We start from the raw sequence: 19,564 nt of genomic DNA on the forward strand, positions 1-19,564 counted from the left end.
GGGGGTGGGCCAGTCAACACCGAGCAAGCGGACCCACCACCACCACCACCACCACCACCACCACCACCACCACCCCGATAGCGGTGTATCAGTCAATTATGATGTCGACTGACACGCCGCCATCGGGGGCAAGCCCCCTCCCACACTGGACCTGCGTCGTCTGATCTACATAGCCCGAACCCTGTCCTTCCGCGCCCTGGATTGCCTGCCCGCCAAGACATAACGCGTCCCCCTCCCACACTGGATCTGCGTCGTCTGGTCGACATAGCCCGAACCTGTCCGACCGCGCCCTGGATTGCCTGCCCACCAAGACATAACGCACACCGCATACCCCTGTGGGAGGGGGCTTGCCCCCGATAGCGATGGGCCAGACAACACTGCTCAAGCGGACCACCACCATCGCAGGCAAACCACCTCCCACACTGGATCTGCGTCGTCTGGAGCAGCGTGTGCGCAATACAGGTAAACTCCCCCCCTTCTCATCTTCTCCACGGAGCTCGCCTTGCGTCTGTTTCACACCTCCGACTGGCACCTTGGGCAAAACCTGCATGGCCAGGAGCGCGACTTCGAACACGCCTGTTTCCTCGAGTGGCTGCTGCGTCAGCTCGGCGCGCACGCGCCGGACGTGCTGTTGATCGCCGGCGATATCTTCGACACGGTCAACCCGCCGCTCAAGGCCCAGGAGCGGCTGTACGATTTCATCATCAGCGCCCACGAACAAACCCCCAACCTCACGATTGTGATGATCGCCGGCAACCACGACTCCGGCTCGCGCATCGAACTGCCCGCGCCGTTGATGCGCCGTTTGCGCACCCATGCCCTGGGCCGGGTGTTGTGGCTCGATGACAGGCAACTGGATACCGAGCGCTTGCTGATCCCGCTGCCCGGCGCCGACGGCAAGATCGCCGCCTGGTGCCTGGCGCTGCCGTTCCTGCGCCCGGCGGAAGTCACCGGGGCGCAACTGGGCGACGATTACCTGCGCGGTATCGGCCAGGTGCATGAGTGGCTGATTGCCGCAGCCAACGCCAAACGCGAGCCCGGCCAGGCGCTGGTTGCCATCAGCCATGCACATATGGCCGGCGGTTCGGTGTCGGAAGACTCCGAGCGCAGCCTGATCATCGGCAACGCCGAAGCGCTGCCCGCCAGCCTGTTCGACGCCAGCGTCAGCTATGTCGCCCTCGGCCATCTGCACAAGCCGCAGCGGGTCAACGGCGAAGAACGCATTCGCTACAGCGGTTCGCCGATTCCGTTGTCGTTTTCCGAAATCGGCTACCAACACCAGATTCTCGACGTGACGTTCGACGGCGCAACCCTGCTCAGCGTCGAACCGCGCCTGATCCCGCGCGCGGTCAACCTGCAACGCCTGGAAGCCGCGCCACTGGCCGATATCCTCAAGCAGCTCGGCGACTTGCCGGACATCGACCTGCTCGCCGAAACCCAACGCCAGCCGTGGCTGGAAGTGCGCGTGCGCCTCGACGAGCCGCAACCCGACCTGCGCCAGCAAATTGAAACCGCCCTGCAAGGCAAGGCCGTGCGCCTGGTGCGTATCGCTGCCGAGTACGCCGGCAAACGCGGCAGCGACGACACCGACAACCAGCGCTTGATCGAACTCGACCAGCTCACCCCCCAGGAGCTGTTCAGCCGCGCCTGGCAGGACAACTACGGCAGTGAAGTGGATGAACAGACCTTGAAGGACTTCGCGGTGCTGCTCCAGGAAGTGCAACAGGACGGCGAACAGCCATGAAGATCCTCGCCATCCGCCTGAAAAACCTCGCCTCCCTGGCCGGCCCGTTTGAGATCGACTTTACCGCCGAGCCCCTGGCCAGCGCCGGGTTGTTCGCGATTACCGGGCCGACCGGCGCCGGCAAAAGTACTCTGCTCGACGCGCTGTGCCTGGCGCTGTTCGGTGCCGTGCCACGCCTGGGCGATACCGGCCAGGCCAAGATGCCCGACGCCGACAGCGATATTTCCATCGGCGACCCGCGCACGTTGCTGCGACGCGGCACCGGCGGCGGGTATGCCGAGGTCGACTTTGTCGGCGTCAACGGCCGCCGCTACCGTGCGCGCTGGGAAGCCAACCGCGCCCGCGACAAAGCCAGCGGCAAGTTGCAGAACAGCCGGCAAAGCCTGATCGACCTGGACAGCGACCAGTTGCTGGCGAGCCAGAAAACCGAATACAAGACCCAGCTGGAGTTGGCCCTGGGCCTGAACTTCGAACAGTTCACCCGCGCGGTGCTGCTGGCGCAGAGCGAGTTCAGCGCCTTCCTCAAGGCCAACGACAACGAGCGCAGCGAACTGCTGGAAAAGCTCACCGACACCGCGCTCTACACCCAACTCGGCCGTCGCGCCTTCGACAAGGCCAAGGACGCCAAGGACGCCCACAAACAACTGCAGGACCAGGCCACCGGCGTGGAACCCCTGGCCGAGCAAGCCCGCGCCGAGCTGGACCAACAATTGGCCCACGCGCAGCAACAGTTCAAAACCGAGCAAGCCCAGCTCAAGCAGCTGGAGCTGCAGCACACCTGGCTCAAGGAACTGCGCGAATGGCAGGAGCGCAAGCTCAGTGCCGTCGAACAGTTGCAGCAAGCCCAGCAACACTGGGACAGCCAAGGCCCGCAGCGCGAGGACTTGAGCCGCCTGGAACAGTTGGCGCCGCAGCGCCATCACTTCGCGCGCCAGGCTGAGCTCGACACCTTGCTCACGCCGCTGGCCGCGCACATTCAAGCGCAGATCGAGCAGCAAACCGATCTGCATGGCCGCCAGGAGCAAGCCCTACAACAGCAGGCATCGGCCCAAACAGCGCTGGCCGCGGCCCTGCAAGCTCAGGCCGACGCCGGGCCTTTGCTGCGCCAGGCCTTCGAGGAACAAAACACCCTCGCCCACCTGAACAAGGAACTGGCCAAGCGCAACGAGGACCAGCAACAGCACGAAACGGCCTGCGCCGAAGGTCAGGCCTTGCTCAAGGGCTTGCAGGAAAAGCACACCCACGTCGCCGAGCGCCTGCAACGCCTGGCCGCCGGCCTGGAACGCAGCGCCGCCCTCGCGCCGTTGAGCGAGGCCTGGAACGCCTACCGCGACCGCCTGCAACAACTGATGCTGATCGGCAATCGCCTGAACAAAGGTCAGGCCGAACTGCCGCAGCTTGAACAGCGCGCCACCGCCGCCGCCGAGAAGTTCGCCCAACAACGCGATGCCCTCGACCTGCTGTACCAGGAGGCCGGCGCCGAACCTCACGCCGTCGCCGAGCAGATCCAGTTACTCGCCAGCCTGCTGCAAGACAATCGCAAGCAGCAACGCGCCTTCGAAGACCTGACCCGGCTGTGGGACAACCAGCAACAGCTGGACCAGCAAGCCAGCGTGTTGACGCAAAAACTCGCGGACGCGCAACAACAACGCGATCAGTTGAACCAGACCGGCCTGCACACCAAAGCCGAACTCACGCGCGCCGAACAGACCCTGACGGTGACCAAGCAACTGCTGGAGCGCCAGCGCCTGGCCCGCAGTGCCAGTGTCGAGGAGTTGCGCGGGCAATTGCAGGATGACCAGCCCTGCCCGGTGTGCGGCAGCCAAGCGCATCCGTATCACCAACCCGAAGCGTTGCTGCACAGCCTCGGTCGCCACGACGAAAACGAAGAGGCGATGGCGCAGAAAGCCGTCGACAGCCTCAAGGAAAAACTCACCGAGCTGCGCGGTGAAGTCGGCGGTTTGATCGCCCAGCAAAAGGAATTCCTGCAGCAACAGGAGCAACTGGCAATCCAACAGCAAGCCCTGGCGCCGAGCCTGGACGCACACCCGCTGGCGGCTGCGCTGTTCAATCAGGAGGCGGCCCGGCGCAGCGCCTGGCTGGCCCAGCAGCTCAGTCAACTGACGCAAAACATCACCCAGGACGAGCAACGCCAAGGCGCCTTGCTCAACCTGCAACAAAACGCCGGGCGCCTGCAGCAACAGCTGCAAGCCGCCCAGGACGCCAGCCAGCAGGCGCGCCAGTTACTGATCGACCAGCAACGCGAACTGGCCAACGACCGCGAACGCCTCGACGAAGAACTGCAGGCGTTCGCCAGCCTGTTGCCGACCGAGACACTCGAGGGCCTGCGCAGCGAACCGGCGGCGACCTTCGTGCAGTTGGACCAACAGGTCGGTCAGCGCCTCGAACAGTTGGCCCATCAGCGCGATGAACTGGCCGAGCAACAAGCGCGTCAGCAGGCGATCGAGAAAGAACACACCCATCAGCAACATCGCCAGCAGCAACTCGACGCATTGCGCCAGCAGGTCAGCGAACTGGCCGCCCAGCAACACGCGGCCCAGGAAAAACTCACCCGCCTGCTCGGTGAACACCCACGCGCCGAAGACTGGCAACAGCAACTCGAACAGGCCGTGGCGCAGTCTCGCCAAAGCGAAGCCGACGCCAATCAACAGTTGCAGGACATCCGCAACGCCTTGATCCAACTGGCCGCCGACCTCAAGGCCCAGCAAGACCGCCAGCACACGCTGCACGCCGAACAACACGCGCTCGCGACACGCTTGGGCGAGTGGCGCGCCCTGCACCCCGACCTGGACGACGCCGGGCTCAAGCGCCTGCTGGCCTTGGACGAGGCCCATGCCAGCGCACTGCGCCAGCAACTGCACAACAGCGAAAAAGCCGTCGAGCAAGCCCGGGTTCTGCTGCAAGAGCGCGAACAACGCCTGGCCGAGCACCAGGCGTTGCACAACGGCAACCTCGACGCCGAACAGTTGGACGCCCAACTGGCCACGCTCAACCAGCAACTGGCCGAGGGCGAAAAACACTGCGCCGAACTGCGCGCGCGGCAATCCGAAGACCAGCGCCGCCAGGACGCCAACCACGCCCTGGCCGAACAGATCACCAAGGCTTATGAAGAATGGCAACGCTGGGCGCGCCTCAACGCGCTGATCGGCTCGGCCACCGGCGACACCTTCCGCAAGATCGCCCAGGCCTACAACCTCGATTTGCTGGTACACCACGCCAACGTGCAACTGCGCCAACTGGTGCGCCGCTACCGCCTCAAACGCGGCGGCAGCATGCTCGGCCTGCTGGTGATGGACACGGAAATGGGCGACGAACTGCGCTCAGTGCATTCGTTGTCCGGCGGCGAGACGTTCCTCGTCTCCCTGGCGCTAGCGCTGGGCCTGGCATCGATGGCCTCGAGTACCTTGAAGATCGAGTCGCTGTTTATCGACGAAGGTTTCGGCAGCCTCGACCCGGAATCCCTGCAATTGGCCATGGACGCGCTGGACGGCCTGCAAGCCCAGGGCCGCAAGGTGGCGGTGATTTCCCACGTACAGGAAATGCACGAGCGCATTCCGGTGCAGATCCAGGTCAAGCGTCAGGGCAATGGTTTGAGCACCGTGGAGGTGAAGTGAGCGAGGCGCTGCTGTACTCGTTTCGCCGTTGCCCCTACGCGATGCGCGCCCGCCTGGCCCTGCGCTATTGCGGCGTGCCGGTGCGGATTGTCGAAGTCAGCCTCAAGGCCAAGCCGGCCGAGATGCTCGCGCTGTCGCCCAAAGGCACGGTGCCGGTGTTGAGCGTCGACGGTCGGGTGATCGACGAAAGCCTAGACATCATGCGCTGGGCCTTAGCGCAAAACGATCCGCAAGACTGGTTGCTACAGGGTGATCCCGCGGTGCAGGCGCTGATTGCCGAGAATGACCTGGGCTTCAAACATCACTTGAATCGCTACAAGTATGCCGAGCGCTACCCGGAGCGGCCGATGGAAGCGTATCGGGCCGACGGTGAGGTGTTTTTGCAGAAGCTGGAGGCGTTGCTGGCTGACCGTGCGTATTTGCTCGCCGATCATCCAAGCCTTGCGGATATGGCTGTGGCGCCGTTTGTGCGGCAGTTTGCCCATGTCGATCGGGAGTGGTTTGCGCGCACCTCATATCGACGGGTGCAGGCGTGGTTGCAGTGGTTTCTGGACTCGCCGCTGTTTATCGCGGTGATGGCCAAGCCTGAATCTGCCTGAATCGATGTGGGAGCGGGCGCGCCGGCTCCCACAGGGCGCTCAGTACTGGGTTTTGTGATCCAGTGCGGCGTAGAAGTTGGCACTCTGTTGCAGGTATTTCTGGGTGTAGGCGCTGGTGCTGGATTGTTTGCCGATGATGTTCACGCTGGCCGCAGCTGGCAGTGCAACAGTGGCGGAAACAGCGGAGGCGGCGATGATCGAGAAGAGATTGAAGTTCATGTCGGTAACCCTTGTGTTCGTTTGGTTGAGTGGCCGGGGAGGCCTTGGAACTCAACTTACGCCCGAGGGTTGGACCTTAGAAATGCTTTGAAACAGTAGCTGTTATTAATCGAATTAATAAAGAGGATCAGGCCCCGCTGTGCGGGGCCTGTGGCTTATTGACGCACCAGGAACTTGAGGTCGCTGGGCGCATCGATCGGTAGTTTTTGCACGGTTTTGCCGAGCAGGCCGGTGTGTGGATCGCGTTCGATCACCACGATTTCATTGCTTTTCTGGTTGGCGACCAGCAGGAACTTGCCGCTCGGGTCCAGGCTGAACTCGCGCGGATGGTCGCCGTCCACGGAACGGCGCTGCAGTTCCTTGAGATGCGCGGTCGCCGGATCGATGCTGAATACCAGCAACTGATTGGCCGTGCCGCGATTGCTCACGTACAGGAACTTGCCATCGCTGGAAGCATGCAGCGCCGCGCCGGCCTTGTCGGACACCGGTTGCCCGGCGGCGAAGTCCACCAGTTGGGTTTGGCTGAGCGTGCCGTCGTGGTAATCGAACACCGCGACCTGAGCGCTCATCTCGGTGGTCAGCCAGGCATGCTTGCCGTCCGCGCTGAACAGCAAATGCCGCGGGCCGCTGCCCGGCGGCAAGGGCACCGATGCCGGGTTGGCCGGGGTCAGGGGCTGCTCAGGGTTGGCCTTGGGATCGTAGCGGTAGGCAAACACCTTGTCCGCGCCGAGGTCCTGCACAAACACATACTTGCCATCCGGCGCCGGCACCACCGAATGCACATGGTTGGACGCCTGGCGTTGCGGGTTGACCCGGCTCGCCGGGTGCCCGCTCAACTGCACGGGCGCCGCCAGTTTGCCTTGGGCGTCCAGCGGCAGAATCGCCAGGCTGCCGCCCGGGTCTTCAAGCACCGAATAGTTGGCGACGAACAGGTAGCGGCCATCGGCGGCCACGCTGGAATGCGTCGGCTCGCTGCCCAGGCTTTGTACCTGGTTGATCAGCGTGAGCTGATGGTTCTGCGGGTCGATGCGGTAGCTGCTGACGCGACCGACCGCGTCCTGTTGGCCGGGGCCGTTTTCATTGACGACAAACAGATGCTGCTGGTCCTTGGAGACCGTCAGCCAGGACGGGTTGGCCGTTTTTGCCGCCAATACCGGCTGGCCCTGGAACCGCCCGGTGCGGCTGTCGAATTGCAGGCGATAGATCCCTTCGCTGCTGCCGGCGGTGTAGCTGCCGACCAACAGTTCATGGGTGTCGGCCGGTGCGGCCTGTGCCGACATCGCCCCGACGCTGCCCGCGATCAACAAGGGCCAGAATTTACGCATCAGCATCCGCTTCATCCTCTTCATTATTATTGGCGGTGATTGCGCTCATGCAGACCAGACGGTGCTCGCCCACATCACCGGTCAGCGTCCAGCTTTGCAGAGTCTCATCGAAGACCGCGGCCTGCAGCTGTTCCAGACTGAAACTCCAGCGTTTTTGCGCACGGCCATCCATGGCGATGATCAGCAGCTTTTTTTCATCCAGTGCGAACTCGAAGGCATGCAGCCCGTCGATTTCAAGCATGTCGCTGGTGGCAAGGACGGCCGTCAAAGTAGTAGTCATCACAGTCTTTCATCAGGTTCAAAGGGCTAATGATAGGCCACTTTGCCGCCAGGACCTAAAACCATAACCGGCTACCGCATCGGCGCCACACCGCGGATTACCGTGCAAGGGCACGTCTTTATTCAACGTAAAGGAATACCCATGCCAGACCACAATCCCCCCCTCGCCGCCGACCCGCTGCGGGAAGCGCTTGAAGCCCAGTTTCTCAAGCGTCCGACACTGCGCGCAGTCACCGCGCAGATGCTGGCGCGCAACCTGGCGGAGAAATATCCGCCGTTGACACACCCCCTCGCCGACCTGCGACTGGCCGTACCCCGTGACGGTGGCGGGCGGGCGTTGCTGCCGTTGCTGGAGGTCGCGCTGAACCATCTCGCCGACGGCAGCTTTCCCGATGTGTCGACGCGCCACGGCCTGGATAGCTACTTGAGCGATGCCAGCGGCACGCGGCTCGGTTATCCGGCCAATGGCGCCCACGCCTATGATCTTGACGTCATCGAAGCCGTCATTCGCGAACTGCCGTCGCTGCTGTTTATCGGCTTCCAAGACGCCATGGCCACCTATTGGGGCGAAGACAGCGACGCCGGCGGCAGCCGCTGGAAATGGCTGGCCGACGTGCTGCAAGGCACGCTGCTCGACGCCGCCGCACGCCACGCCCAACCGTTGGGCATCCTCAATACGCTGGCGCGCTACCCAGACCGTGCCACCCGCGCGCGCCGCCCGGCCCCCGACAACGCGATTCATGCCTATACGCTAGAGGCGCACCTGACGCGCGCAGGCAGCCTGCTCACGCTGCAAGCGAGCGACCTGCTGGTGGTGTGCCGCGAGCAGGTGTTGCTGTGCCGTCTGTCCGGCGCAATCGAGGCCTACCCTGACCTGGACGCCTTCGGCCAGGCCTGGGCCGACCACCTGCAACAGCGCTTCAGCGTCGACAGCATCACCTGGCAGCAGTACGAACCCGACGGCAATATTTTCGAGGTCCAGGCCGCGCTGATCCTCAACCAGCAATTGGAGGACCTGGCCGCCCTGCAACTCCCGGCCAACAGCACGGTGCAGGCCTTGGAACAACAGTTTGCCGCCATCACCCAACCGGCGCGGTTTTTCGCCCGCGCCCGCGGTACGGCGCTGGTCACCCTGGCGTCCCTCCAGGCCGCCCTGCCCGACTGGCTGCAACGCGCCAGCGCCGCCGACCGCCTGGCTTACCGCGAATGCCTGCTTGAACAGGCCGGGATCAAGCGCCAGACCCTCGGCGATTCCGACTTCGATGGCCTGGAAACCCTGCATAGCTATGCCGCCGAGCACTTGAACCATCAACTGTGCCTGGATCGCGCTGTCGCCCTGGGCGGCCAGCGTACCTGCAACGACGCGGCACGCGCTGCCAGCTACCGGGCCGACGAGTTGACCCTGACCTTTCATGTCGCGGTGGGCAGCCTTGCAGGCGGTTACCTCGCGCCGGTGTCCATGAGCCTGGTGGACCTGGCGCTGAAGAACCTGTCGGGAAGCCCCAGAGGCCGCATGACGCTCAGCCATCGCAGCGGCCGGGCGCTCGAAGCGTGGTTGACGCCCGCCTACGTGCTGCAACTGGTCCAGCGTGTGGACATCGGCAACAACTATCCCGCCTACCTGCGCCGGGAACTGATGGGCGACACCGCCGCCGCGCGCAAACGCCAGCGGCTGTTCAACCAACAGCGGCCCCTGCACCTGAAAACCCAGGCGCTGGAGCACGCGCTCCGCGGCGAAGCCGGCCTGACCGCGCGCGGCGCGCGCTGTGTGCGGGCACTGCTCGCAACCAACCCGCTGGCACGCCGGGTCGATGGCGACGAAATAGTCATCCGCCCCCTGGCCTTTCTGCGCACGCCGGCAGCCACGGCGGACGTGGCGCAGAACATGTTCATCATCGAACCGCTCGACACCCGGCTGGGGCCGCACCTGCTGTACCGTCCGGCCTATCGCGACGCGCTGCTCGAGTTCAGCAGCCGCGAACACCTGCTGGCGGCCATTGTGCAACCCGGTGCGCTACAGGACAGCGTGCTGACCTGGCTGCCCGACCCGGCCAGGGCGATCTACAGCAACGGCGGGTTCAGCCAGCCGCACATCCTGCGCATCGGCATCGGTTCGGAGTTCGACCGGCTGCCCGAGGTGCCCAAACCCGCCGAATTGGCGCCAGCCGGCGATGCGAGCGGCGACGAAATCCTGCAAGCGCTCAACCACGGCAGCCTGATGGACTATCTGTTCGGCTGCGAAACCCGCCAGTTGCTGGACCAGGCCGAGCGCGAATCGACCTCGAATGCGCAAAGCCGCTGGGCGTTGATCCTCGAAGGCATGCAATTGGGCTTCAACACCTTGTTGATGGCCGTGCGCGGCCCCCTGGCGACGATCGGCTGGCTGATCCAGGCGACGCAAAGCCTGACCCAGGACCTGCCGGCACTGGAGAGTCCTGACCCTACGGCGAAAGAGCTGGCGTGGGTCGACCTGCTGCTCAACATCGGCATGCTGCTGGTGCATCAAGGCCCCCTCAGCGCGCACAGTGCCAGCCCGCCGCTCGACGAACAGCCCGTCACGCGCACGCCCTTCCGACGCCCGCCCGGCCTGGCAACCCGCCATGCAGCGGCGGTCGAACGCGGCGTCATCGGCCTGCCCAGCGAACCACCCGGCGGTGGCCGCACGCCGTTGGACTTCGACCATTCGTTGGCCGGCGACACCGCCGCGGCAGCGCTGCTGGAGAAACTGCGCGCCGTCAACGTGCCGTGGCCCGTGCCCGCTCCCGCGCCACTCGACACCGGGCCTCACCAAGGCTTGTACCGCATCAACGGCCTGTGGCATGCCTCGATGGCCGGGCTGTTATTCAGGGTCAGCATCGTCCCGGGTTTTGCTGACGTGTTCATCGTTCATCCGCAAAAACCCGAACATCCCGGGATTTTGCTGAGAACCGATGGCAACGGCCATTGGTCGCTGGACCGCGGGCTCAAACTGCTGGGTGGCGGGCCCAAGCGCCTGGCCGCCTTGCGCGAAGAAAACCTGCGCAAGAAACAAGAAGTGCTCGCCCGGGTGCAAGTGCTCAGTGAAGACATGCAGCACCTGATGGCGCCATTCCAGGCAGCGAGCACGCAGATATCTCCCGCCCTGGACGCCTTGGTCAAACAACGCAAAACCGCGCAGTTGGTGTGGAACCTGCTGCAAAAAGCCAGCGACCAGCAAAGGCCCGCCCTGGAAACACGGCACCAGCGCGAAACCCTCAAGCATCAGCAATTGCGCACCGAGTTTCAGATTCTGCTGGAGAACCTAGAATTGCTGTTTGCCCAATCACTGGCCCCGCGCCTGGAGATGGTCAAGCTCGGCGTAGAACTGGAAAAAGTCGGCGGTGCCGGCGTGCATGTGCATGACCGCGCGAAAATCCTCAAGACGGTCTGGGACCAACAACTGTTTATCCACGAGATGCTCCTGGGCCGGTTGAACGCCATGCGCTTTTCCGGCGCGGGCGAACCCATGGCGCGAATGGCGCGCCGCATGTTCGTGAATAACTTGCTCGGCGACTCGACGGTCTACGACGAATACGTGCGCAACGCCACCGAGTCAGCAAACATCCGCCAGCACATGGCCGAGGTTTCCGTTGCGATGGAAACCACCCTGGAACAGCTGGAAAACGATTCGCTGGCGGGGCGCACGATACGCCAGGAGTTGCTGGCACAGATCGAATATCCGCAGAACTTTTTCCCCGACAACCTGCGGCTCAACGCCCTCGACTACCTGGCCGTCAGCAGCGTGGAGATGACCGATGTACGCCTGCCGCCGCAGGAAGAGCTGTACGTCAAACGCCTGGAGCAAACCGACCTGAGCGCGGCGCTGCTGTCTCACGTCGAAGTGCGCAGCAGCACCGAATACACCCTGGTCGAACAACGGCAGGTGTACGAGAGCGTGCTGAAAAAGTACCGCCGTTATGAAGAGGCGATCCGCGTACTCAAGGCGCTCAACCCGAGCCGCCTGCGCCCGCAGGCCGAACGTCTGCTGGCGGACCTCGAATACGCCCAGGCGCTGGCGAACAGCGAGCTGGAATCGGTGGTGCGCAAGCAGGAAGCGTTGGAGGTGGTGCTGCCGCTGTCGAAAACCCTGCGCGCCAAGGCGCCGACAAAGCGCGTGTTCAAGACCCGCAAAAAAGAGTATTTGATCGGCGAACTCAAGCCGGCCGATGCGCAGAACGCCGAGGAGCACTTCACCCTCACCGATACGCTGACCGGTGAAGCCGTTGCCTCTTTCAACAAGCACGCGGACGGCTGGGTGACCACCGCCGAACCGCCTTCCCAAGCCCCCACGCAGCCCCCGCGAGGCCGCACGCTGGCGACCCTCAAAGGTTTGGCCCAGACGCTGATCGAACAGCGCCGCGACATTGAACGCGTCATTACCGCCGACCGGCAAAAACTCGACTCGCCGCGCACGCGCCAACAGGTCAACCCGGGCGACTGGGATGAGCTGCTCAGCGGGCACGCGGACAAGCTCACCGCGCTGGCCGAGGAAATCCAGCGCGACCACCTCGACAAACCCTCGGCCCAGGACCTGATCGATGAGTACCAGGCCCAGGCCCGCGACATGCTGCGGTTGGCGGAACGGGTGTGCAGCGAGGGCTACAAGCGTCAATGGCCGACCCAGGAGAGCCTCGAGTATCTGTGGCAACACCAGCAGATCGATATCAACCTGACCAGCCTGGCCGACCCGCAACGGCCGACTCTCAGTGGCGATTTCTTCACCGAATACGCGGTGTATGACAAAGCGAAAAAACCGCCGACGGTACTGTGGTATGCCCACTTCCATTACGCCAGCGCCGACGCCCCGCCCGCACGCTATACCCGCGCCCATCTGAAACTGGCGGAGCAGCGCAAATACACGCAGAAGGATTTGCTCAAGCAACACGTCCAGAGCAGCTTGCGCAACCCCCAGGAGCCGGGCGCCGAGCCGATCAGGCGGATTGTCTACGTATTGATCACGCCGCCGGTGGATCAGTTGTTCCTGGCGATCGCGCCCATACCGCGCGCAACCCGGTGAGCGCAGTGTGACGTTGCAGGTGGGGGCGCAACCGCCCCCACCGCTGCACTCAGTGGGCGAACAGCGAATTGCCTTTCTGCCCGGCCAACTTCTCCGGTTTGATCAGGAACCGCGCCAGCGCCGGCAGCAGCCACAGCGCGCCAAACATGTTCCACAGCAGCATGAAGGTCAGCATCAGGCCCATGTCGGCCTGGAACTTGATCGCCGAGAAGATCCAGGTACACACGCCGATCGCCAGGCACAACCCGGTGAACAGCACCGCCTTGCCTGTGGACTTGAGCGTCTGGTAGTACGCCTCTTGCAACGGCAGGCCAGCGCGCAGGAAACTTTCCAGACGGCTGTAGATGTAAATGCCGTAGTCCACGCCGATGCCCACGCCAAGGGCCACCACCGGCAAGGTCGCGACCTTGACGCCGATGCCCATGAACGCCATCAGCGCGTTGCCCAGCACCGAGGTCAGCACCAGCGGCAGCACGATGCACAGGGTCGCCGCCCAAGAGCGGAAGGTGATCATGCACATGGTCGCCACGCACAGGTACACCAGGATCAGGATGGTCAGCTCCGACTCCTTGATCACCTCGTTGGTAGCGGCCTCGATCCCGGCGTTACCGGCGGCGAGGATGAACTCCAGGCCGTCCTTGTTGTTTTCCTTGGCGAAGTCCTGCACCGCATGCACGGCGCGGTCGAGGGTTTCGGCCTTGTGGTCGTTGAGGAACACCAGCACCGGCGCCAGGGAGCAGTTGTTGTTGTACAGGCCATCGGCGCGGGCGATGGAGTTGTTCAGCACATCCGGGTTGCGCGACAGGGTTTCCCATTTCAGGTTGCCCTCGTTCATGCCCTTGATCATCTGCTTGGACACGGTCACCAGCGAGATCGCCGACTGCACGCCCTCGGTGTTCTGCATCTTCCACATCAACTGGTCGATGGGCGCCATGGCTTCATAGCGCGAGCAGCCTTCGGCCTTGGTCTTGACCATCACCACCAGCACGTCGGAACTGGTGGAGTAGTTGTTGATGATGAAGTTGTTGTCCTTGTTGTAGCGCGAGTCCGGGCGTAGCTCCGGCGCGCCCTGGTCCAAGTCGCCGATCTTGAGGTGCTGGCTGTACCAGAGGCCGCCGCTGAACGCGACCAGCGCCAGGGCGACGGAAATCGGCGCGACCTTCGGGTTGGCGAAATTCGACAGCAGGCGCCAGAACGGGTGTTCGCGATTCGCGTCTTTCTTGCTCCTGGCCACGGCGCGCTTGCTGATGCCCGCGTAGGAAATCGCCACCGGCAGCAGGATCAGGTTGGTAAACACGATCACCGCCACGCCGATGGACGCGCCGATGGCCAGTTCCCGGATCACCCCGATGTCGATGATCAGCAGGGTAATGAAACCCACCGCATCCGCCAGAATCGCGATCATCCCCGGCAGGAACAGTTGCCGGAAGGTACGCCGTGCGGCAGTCAGCGCATTGTCCGCGTCGCTCGATTGCAGGGCGATACCGTTGATCTTCTGCACGCCGTGGGAAATACCGATGGCGAAGATCAGGAACGGCACCAGCATCGAATACGGATCGAGCCCGAAGCCGAAGAAGTGCATCAAGCCGAGTTGCCAGACCACCGCCACCAGCGTCGTGCTCAACACCGCGACGGTGCTGCGCAGGCAGTTGGTGAACCACAGCAACAGCACCAGCGTGATGACGAAGGCAACGCCGAAGAACAGCACGACCATCACCAGCCCGTCGATCAGGTCGCCGACCTTCTTGGCGAAACCGACGATGTGGATCTTGACGTTGGGGTTCTGCGCTTCGAACTTGGTGCGGATCTTGTCTTCCAGTTCATGGGAGAACTGCCGATAGTCCAGCGCCAGCAACTTGCCCTGGTCCTGCGGGTCCGGGTAGGACTCCAACAGCGGGATGTCGACGATGCTCGACTTGAAGTCGTTGGACACCAGGCGCCCGACCTGGCCGGACTTGAGCACGTTGTTGCGCAGTTGATCGAGGCTCTGCGGCGAGCCGTTGTAGCTCTGCGGGATCACTTCACCGCCGGCAAAGCCTTCCTCGGTGACTTCAGTCCAGCGCACGCTGGGGCTCCACAGCGACTTGAGGCCCGAGCGGTCGACGCCAGAGATGTAGAACACCTCGTCGTTGATCTGCCGCAGGGTCTCCATGTAGTCCTTGGTGAAGATGTCACCGTCCTTGGCCTCTACCGAGATACGCACCGTGTTGCCCAGGTTGGCCAGGTCGTTGCGGTGTTCCATCATCTTTTCGATGAAGGGGTGCTTGAGCGGGATCATCTTTTCGAAGCTGGTGGAGGGGCGAATCAACGTCGCCTGCCAGAACAGGAAAATACTCACCAGCAGGCAGATGACGATCACTGCCGGGCGGTTGTTGAAGATCAGGCGCTCAAGAAAGGTCGCTTTATCGTTGTGATGACTGCTCATTCTTTCCCCGCCTTCTTATTGTTTTGTGGGTTCGGCGCCGGTTGGCGTAGCAACACGAACACCCCCCTGCCCGACCAGAATCAAGTTGCCATTGCCCGCCGCCGTCACCGCCGAGAGTGAAATACGGTCCGGGCGATTGAATACGCTGAAAGTCTGGCCGTCGTCATGGCTGACCACCACGCTGCCGCCGTTACCGACCACCACCAGCGCGCCGTCATCGAGCAAGGTCGCCCCGGACAAGCCGAACTCCAGGGCGCCGCGCGCCGCATTCAGTTCGACCTGCTCCCAGGTGCTGCCGAAATCCGTGGAGCGGTACAGGTTGCCACGCAAGCCGTAGGCCAACAGGGTGTGCGGCTGGGCGGTGCCGATCACGCCGAACAGTGAACCCTCGTAGGGGCCTTCGAGTTTTTCCCAGGTCTGGCCGTCGTCGCTGGAGCGGAACATGCTGCCCTGCTCACCGACGATAAACAGGCCGGCGTCCTTGATCTGGGCGATGGCGTTGAGGTGGAACTGGTCTTCGTTGTCGAGGCGTTCGCTGACGTCTTCCCAGGTTTTGCCACCGTCGGTGGTTTCGATCAGCGCCCCGTAGGCGCCGACGGCCAGGCCGTGGTTGGCGTCGTTGAACCAGACGTCGAGCAACGGCGCTTCGCGCTTGAGGTCCTGGTATTGCTGGGCCCAGGTGGCGCCGCCGTCGACGCTGGCGAGGATCTGCGCATCGTGGCCGACGGCCCAGCCGTGTTTGTCATCGACAAAAAACACCGCCGTGAGCAGTTGGCGGGTGGGGACTTTGGCTTGGGTCCAGGTGCTGCCCTGGTCATCGGAATAGAGGATGTGCCCGCGATCACCGACCGCCACCAGGCGCGAGCCCGCGTGGACCACGTCGATCATCAGGCCCTTGGCGGCCTTGGGGGATTCAATTGCAAACACCGGCTGTGCGGCGGTATCGCTGGCTGCCAACAGCGGTGGCGACAACGCGGCACCGGCCAGCAACGAGAGCGCTGTGGCCAGCAACGCAACCCTGCGTGCGGCGCGTGGGCGGCAAACAACCCAACCCATGACAGGCTCACTCATAGACCTTTCTCCCATTTATTATTGTTAGGTCGTCTTACCTTCCCGGGCTCTGAAACCTGCAATCTAGAGCGCCTGGAGGAAGTAGGGGCCATCCTATCGGGCTTTCGAATCGTCTGACAATCGGCGCTACGTTATCTTTTGTTAACTGGCGGCTTTTAACCCTGCGCTGAATATAACCACATCAACTGCAATGATATAGCCGCAGAAATGAATTATTTTTTCCACATATTGAATTATGAGAATTTATATTCCATTAATAGCCTCCCTGAAAACAATAATCCAAAGGACCACGGCTATGCGCAAACTCGGAATCGGCCTGATCGGCACAGGCTTCATGGGCCGCGCCCATGCCCTGGCGTTCAATAACGCCCGCACGGTATTCGAGCTGCCGGTCAGCCTCAGACTGGCCGCCCTGGCCGATGCCGACACCGAACGCGCCCAGCGCTGCGCCGATGCCTGGGGATTTGCCCAGGCCCATGGCGACTGGCAAGCGCTGGTCAACGACCCCACGGTCGATGTGGTAGCGATCACCACACCGAACCATTTGCACTACCCCATGGCCATGGCCGCGCTCGCCGCGGGCAAGGCGGTGTACTGCGAAAAACCGCTGGCGGTCAGCCTGGCGCAGGCCGACGCCATGCGCCACGCCGCGAGTGCGGCGGGCGTGGTGACGCGGGTCGGCTACAACTACCAGCACAACCCGATGATCGGGTGGGCAAAGCAGATCATCGCCAACGGCGAATTGGGCGAAATCATCAGTTTCCAGGGTGAGTTCAGCGAAGACTTCATGGCCGACCCGGCGTCACCCTGGTCGTGGCGCTGTGAGGTGGAACATGCCGGTGGCGCCCTGGCAGACCTGGGCAGCCACTTGCTGTCGATGGCACGCTATCTGGTGGGCGATGTGGTCAGCGTGTGCGCCGATACGCAGACCGTGCATGCACAGCGCCCCGCCGTCAAAGGCGGCGACACACTCAAGTCGATTGCCGTGGACGATCAGGTACACGCCCTGCTGCGTTTCGCCAACGGCGCGCGCGGCACGGTGAGCAGCAGTTGGCTCAAGCACGGTTACAAGAACCACCTGGCGTTTGAAATCAGCGGGACGCAAGGCTCATTGGCCTTCGATCAGGAGCGCTTGAACGAACTGCGCCTGTGCCGCAAGGGCCAGGACGGCTTCCAACGCCTGCTGGCCGGCCCCGCCCTGCCCGGCTACGCGGCGTTCAGCCCGGCCGCCGGCCATCAGTTGGGCTACAACGAATTGAAGACGCTGGAAGTGCGCGAGTTGATTCTGGCAGTGGCCGGCCAGGGCGCGGACGGCAGCGACTTCGAGGCCGCGTGGGCGGTCGAGCGGCTGGCGACGGCGATTCGCGTGGCGGCTCGCGAACAACGCTGGGTCAATGTGAACTCGCTCTGAAATGTGGGAGGGGGCTTGCCCCCGATGGCGGTGGATCAGTCGATAGGCTCGGTGACTTCAACTCCGCTATCGGGGGCAAGCCCCCTCCCACATTTAGATCACCTAGAGATTCAAGTTAGCGCAGCGCGCGGCGCAGCACCTTGCCCACTGTGGTCTTGGGCAGCTCGGTGCTGCGAAACTCCACGTACCTGGGCACTTTGTACCCCGTCAGGTATTCCCGGCAATGGGCCAGGATCTGTGCCTGAGTCAGGTTCGGGTCTTTGCGCACCACGATGATCTTCACCCTCTCGCCGGTCACGCCATCTTCCACACCGATTGCCGCCACTTCAGCAACGCCGGGGTGCAGCGCCACCACGTCTTCGATTTCATTGGGGTACACGTTGAAGCCCGAGACCAGGATCAGGTCCTTCTTGCGGTCGACCAGGCGGATATAACCGCGCGTATCCATCACCCCGATATCGCCGGTCGACAGCCAGCCCTCGGCATCCAGCACCTCGGCGGTTTCCTTGGGCCGCTTCCAGTAGCCCTGCATCACCTGCGGGCCGCGCACTTGCAATTCGCCCTGCTCACCGAGGTCGGCCAATTCGCCGTCTTCGCGCATGAAACGCACCCAGGTCGACGGCAAGGGCACGCCGATGCTGCCGGTGAATTCCATCTCGCGCATGCGGAAAATGTCGATGGGGCTGATGCTCACCACCGGCGAACATTCGGTCAGCCCGTAGCCTTCGATGATCGGCAGCCCGGTGACTTCCTTCCAGCGCTTGGCCACCGCCGTGTGCGTGGCCATGCCACCGGCGATCACCATGCGCAGGTCGGAAAAGTCCCGCGCACAGAACTCCTGGTTCTCCAGCAAGCCGTTAAACAACGTGTTGACCCCGGCAATCCCGTTGAAGCGCTCCTTGCGCAGGATCATCTGCACGCGCTTCACGTCCCGTGGGTTGGCGATCAGGATGTTGCGCCCGCCCAGGCACATGAACATCAGGCAGTTCACCGTCAGGGAAAAGATGTGATACAGCGGCAACAAGGTGACGTTGGTTTCCTGCGTGTCCTGGTCCAATTGGTTGCCAACCCAGGCCTTGGCTTGCAGCAGGTTGGCGATGATGTTGCGATGGCTGAGCATCACGCCCTTGGCGTCACCCGTGGTGCCGCCGGTGTATTGCAGGAAGGCCAGGTCGTCGAGGTGCATGTCCACCGGGAAATGGGTCAGCGCCCTTCCTTGCTTGAGCGCCTGATTGAAGCGTACCGAACCGCGCAGGTTGAACCTCGGCACCTGTTTCTGCACGCGGCGCAGGATGAAGTTCATCGCCGCGCCCTTGAAGGTGCCGAGCAAGTCGCCGATGGCCGCCACCACCACGCGCTTGACGCTGCTGCCGGGCATGGCTTTTTCCAGGGTGTGGGCGAAGTTCTCGAATATCACCACTGTCTCGGCGCCGCTGTCCTTGAGCAAATGCTTGAGTTCATGGGCGGTGTACAGCGGGTTGACGTTGACCACCACCGCACCGGCCAGGATCGTCCCCAGCAGGCAGATCGGGTACTGCAAGCAGTTGGGCATCATCAGCGCCACGCGGTCGCCGGTCTTCACACCCTGGCCTTGCAACCAGGCGGCAAACGCGATGCCCTGCATGTGCCAGTCGGCATAGGTCATTTCGGTGCCGATGCTGACGTAGGCCACCCGTTCGCGGAATTTTTCCAGGTGCTCCAGGAACACCTCGCGCAGCGACGGGTAGTCCTCGATACCGGCATCGATGTCCGCCGGGACGCCGGGCAGGTAGGCGTTCAACCAGATGCGTTCGGTGTGTTCCAGGCTGATAGCGTTCATGG

The 19,564-nt window shown here is 63.2% G+C and carries 11 protein-coding genes; 5 read left to right on the forward strand and 6 right to left on the reverse strand.

Annotated elements, in window-relative coordinates; all coding sequences use genetic code 11:
- Positions 1–502 precede the first annotated feature (502 nt).
- The 3 genes from LQ249_RS17190 to LQ249_RS17200 are packed head-to-tail and all read left to right on the forward strand — an operon-like array spanning position 503 to position 5,978.
- Complete coding sequence (locus tag LQ249_RS17190) at positions 503–1,744, forward strand: exonuclease SbcCD subunit D C-terminal domain-containing protein (protein WP_232565707.1); 1,242 nt, start codon at positions 503–505, stop codon at positions 1,742–1,744.
- Entirely contained in the window at positions 1,741–5,379 is a 3,639-nt protein-coding gene (locus tag LQ249_RS17195) for an AAA family ATPase (RefSeq protein ID WP_128191344.1), read from the forward strand. Before LQ249_RS17190 ends, LQ249_RS17195 begins: the two co-directional genes overlap by 4 nt.
- Positions 5,376–5,978, forward strand: a complete 603-nt coding sequence (locus LQ249_RS17200; RefSeq protein WP_108526572.1) for a glutathione S-transferase — start codon at positions 5,376–5,378, stop codon at positions 5,976–5,978. The genes LQ249_RS17195 and LQ249_RS17200 overlap by 4 nt, the downstream gene beginning before the upstream one ends.
- A 39-nt stretch (positions 5,979–6,017) precedes the next feature.
- On the opposite strand, the gene LQ249_RS17205 is transcribed toward LQ249_RS17200, so the two are convergent.
- The 3 genes from LQ249_RS17205 to LQ249_RS17215 form a co-directional block, all read right to left on the reverse strand.
- Positions 6,018–6,197: a hypothetical protein gene (locus LQ249_RS17205; RefSeq protein WP_046383659.1), complete on the reverse strand. Its 180-nt coding sequence runs from the start codon at positions 6,195–6,197 to the stop codon at positions 6,018–6,020.
- Positions 6,198–6,352: 155 nt separating this feature from the next.
- Entirely contained in the window at positions 6,353–7,528 is a 1,176-nt protein-coding gene (locus tag LQ249_RS17210) for a lactonase family protein (protein ID WP_232565708.1), read from the reverse strand.
- Positions 7,515–7,802 (reverse strand): DUF5629 family protein, encoded by a 288-nt coding sequence (locus LQ249_RS17215; RefSeq protein WP_046383661.1) that lies wholly within the window; start codon positions 7,800–7,802, stop codon positions 7,515–7,517. The genes LQ249_RS17210 and LQ249_RS17215 overlap by 14 nt, the downstream gene beginning before the upstream one ends.
- Positions 7,803–7,943: 141 nt before the next feature.
- Here LQ249_RS17215 and LQ249_RS17220 point away from each other — a divergent pair, with 141 nt between their 5' ends.
- Positions 7,944–12,836, forward strand: coding sequence for a DUF6543 domain-containing protein (locus tag LQ249_RS17220; RefSeq protein WP_232565709.1), 4,893 nt, complete (start codon positions 7,944–7,946; stop codon positions 12,834–12,836).
- A 49-nt stretch (positions 12,837–12,885) separates the two neighbouring features.
- Here the strand turns inward: LQ249_RS17220 and LQ249_RS17225 are convergent, their stop codons facing one another.
- Entirely contained in the window at positions 12,886–15,261 is a 2,376-nt protein-coding gene (locus LQ249_RS17225; RefSeq protein WP_046490929.1) for an efflux RND transporter permease subunit, read from the reverse strand.
- Between the two features lie 15 nt (positions 15,262–15,276).
- Positions 15,277–16,317: a WD40/YVTN/BNR-like repeat-containing protein gene (locus LQ249_RS17230; protein ID WP_169865359.1), complete on the reverse strand. Its 1,041-nt coding sequence runs from the start codon at positions 16,315–16,317 to the stop codon at positions 15,277–15,279.
- A 310-nt stretch (positions 16,318–16,627) separates the two neighbouring features.
- Here LQ249_RS17230 and LQ249_RS17235 point away from each other — a divergent pair, with 310 nt between their 5' ends.
- Complete coding sequence (locus tag LQ249_RS17235; protein ID WP_232565710.1) at positions 16,628–17,743, forward strand: Gfo/Idh/MocA family protein; 1,116 nt, start codon at positions 16,628–16,630, stop codon at positions 17,741–17,743.
- A gap of 115 nt (positions 17,744–17,858) precedes the next feature.
- Here LQ249_RS17235 and LQ249_RS17240 read toward each other — a convergent pair whose 3' ends face one another.
- Positions 17,859–19,562: an AMP-binding protein gene (locus LQ249_RS17240; protein ID WP_128192580.1), complete on the reverse strand. Its 1,704-nt coding sequence runs from the start codon at positions 19,560–19,562 to the stop codon at positions 17,859–17,861.
- Between the last annotated feature and the right edge of the window lie 2 nt (positions 19,563–19,564).

Source organism: Pseudomonas sp. 7-41 (assembly GCF_021233075.1).
Classification (GTDB): Bacteria; Pseudomonadota; Gammaproteobacteria; order Pseudomonadales; family Pseudomonadaceae; genus Aquipseudomonas; species Aquipseudomonas veronii.

Bases quoted from the DNA above. Each gene is read 5' to 3' on its own strand.
- LQ249_RS17215 (WP_046383661.1), bottom strand. From the start codon at position 7,802: ATGACTACTACTTTGACGGCCGTCCTTGCCACCAGCGACATGCTTGAA.
- LQ249_RS17220 (WP_232565709.1), top strand. From the start codon at position 7,944: ATGCCAGACCACAATCCCCCCCTCGCCGCCGACCCGCTGCGGGAAGCG.
- LQ249_RS17195 (WP_128191344.1), top strand. From the start codon at position 1,741: ATGAAGATCCTCGCCATCCGCCTGAAAAACCTCGCCTCCCTGGCCGGC.
- LQ249_RS17210 (WP_232565708.1), bottom strand. From the start codon at position 7,528: ATGCTGATGCGTAAATTCTGGCCCTTGTTGATCGCGGGCAGCGTCGGG.
- LQ249_RS17230 (WP_169865359.1), bottom strand. From the start codon at position 16,317: ATGGGTTGGGTTGTTTGCCGCCCACGCGCCGCACGCAGGGTTGCGTTG.
- LQ249_RS17240 (WP_128192580.1), bottom strand. From the start codon at position 19,562: ATGAACGCTATCAGCCTGGAACACACCGAACGCATCTGGTTGAACGCC.
- LQ249_RS17205 (WP_046383659.1), bottom strand. From the start codon at position 6,197: ATGAACTTCAATCTCTTCTCGATCATCGCCGCCTCCGCTGTTTCCGCC.
- LQ249_RS17235 (WP_232565710.1), top strand. From the start codon at position 16,628: ATGCGCAAACTCGGAATCGGCCTGATCGGCACAGGCTTCATGGGCCGC.
- LQ249_RS17225 (WP_046490929.1), bottom strand. From the start codon at position 15,261: ATGAGCAGTCATCACAACGATAAAGCGACCTTTCTTGAGCGCCTGATC.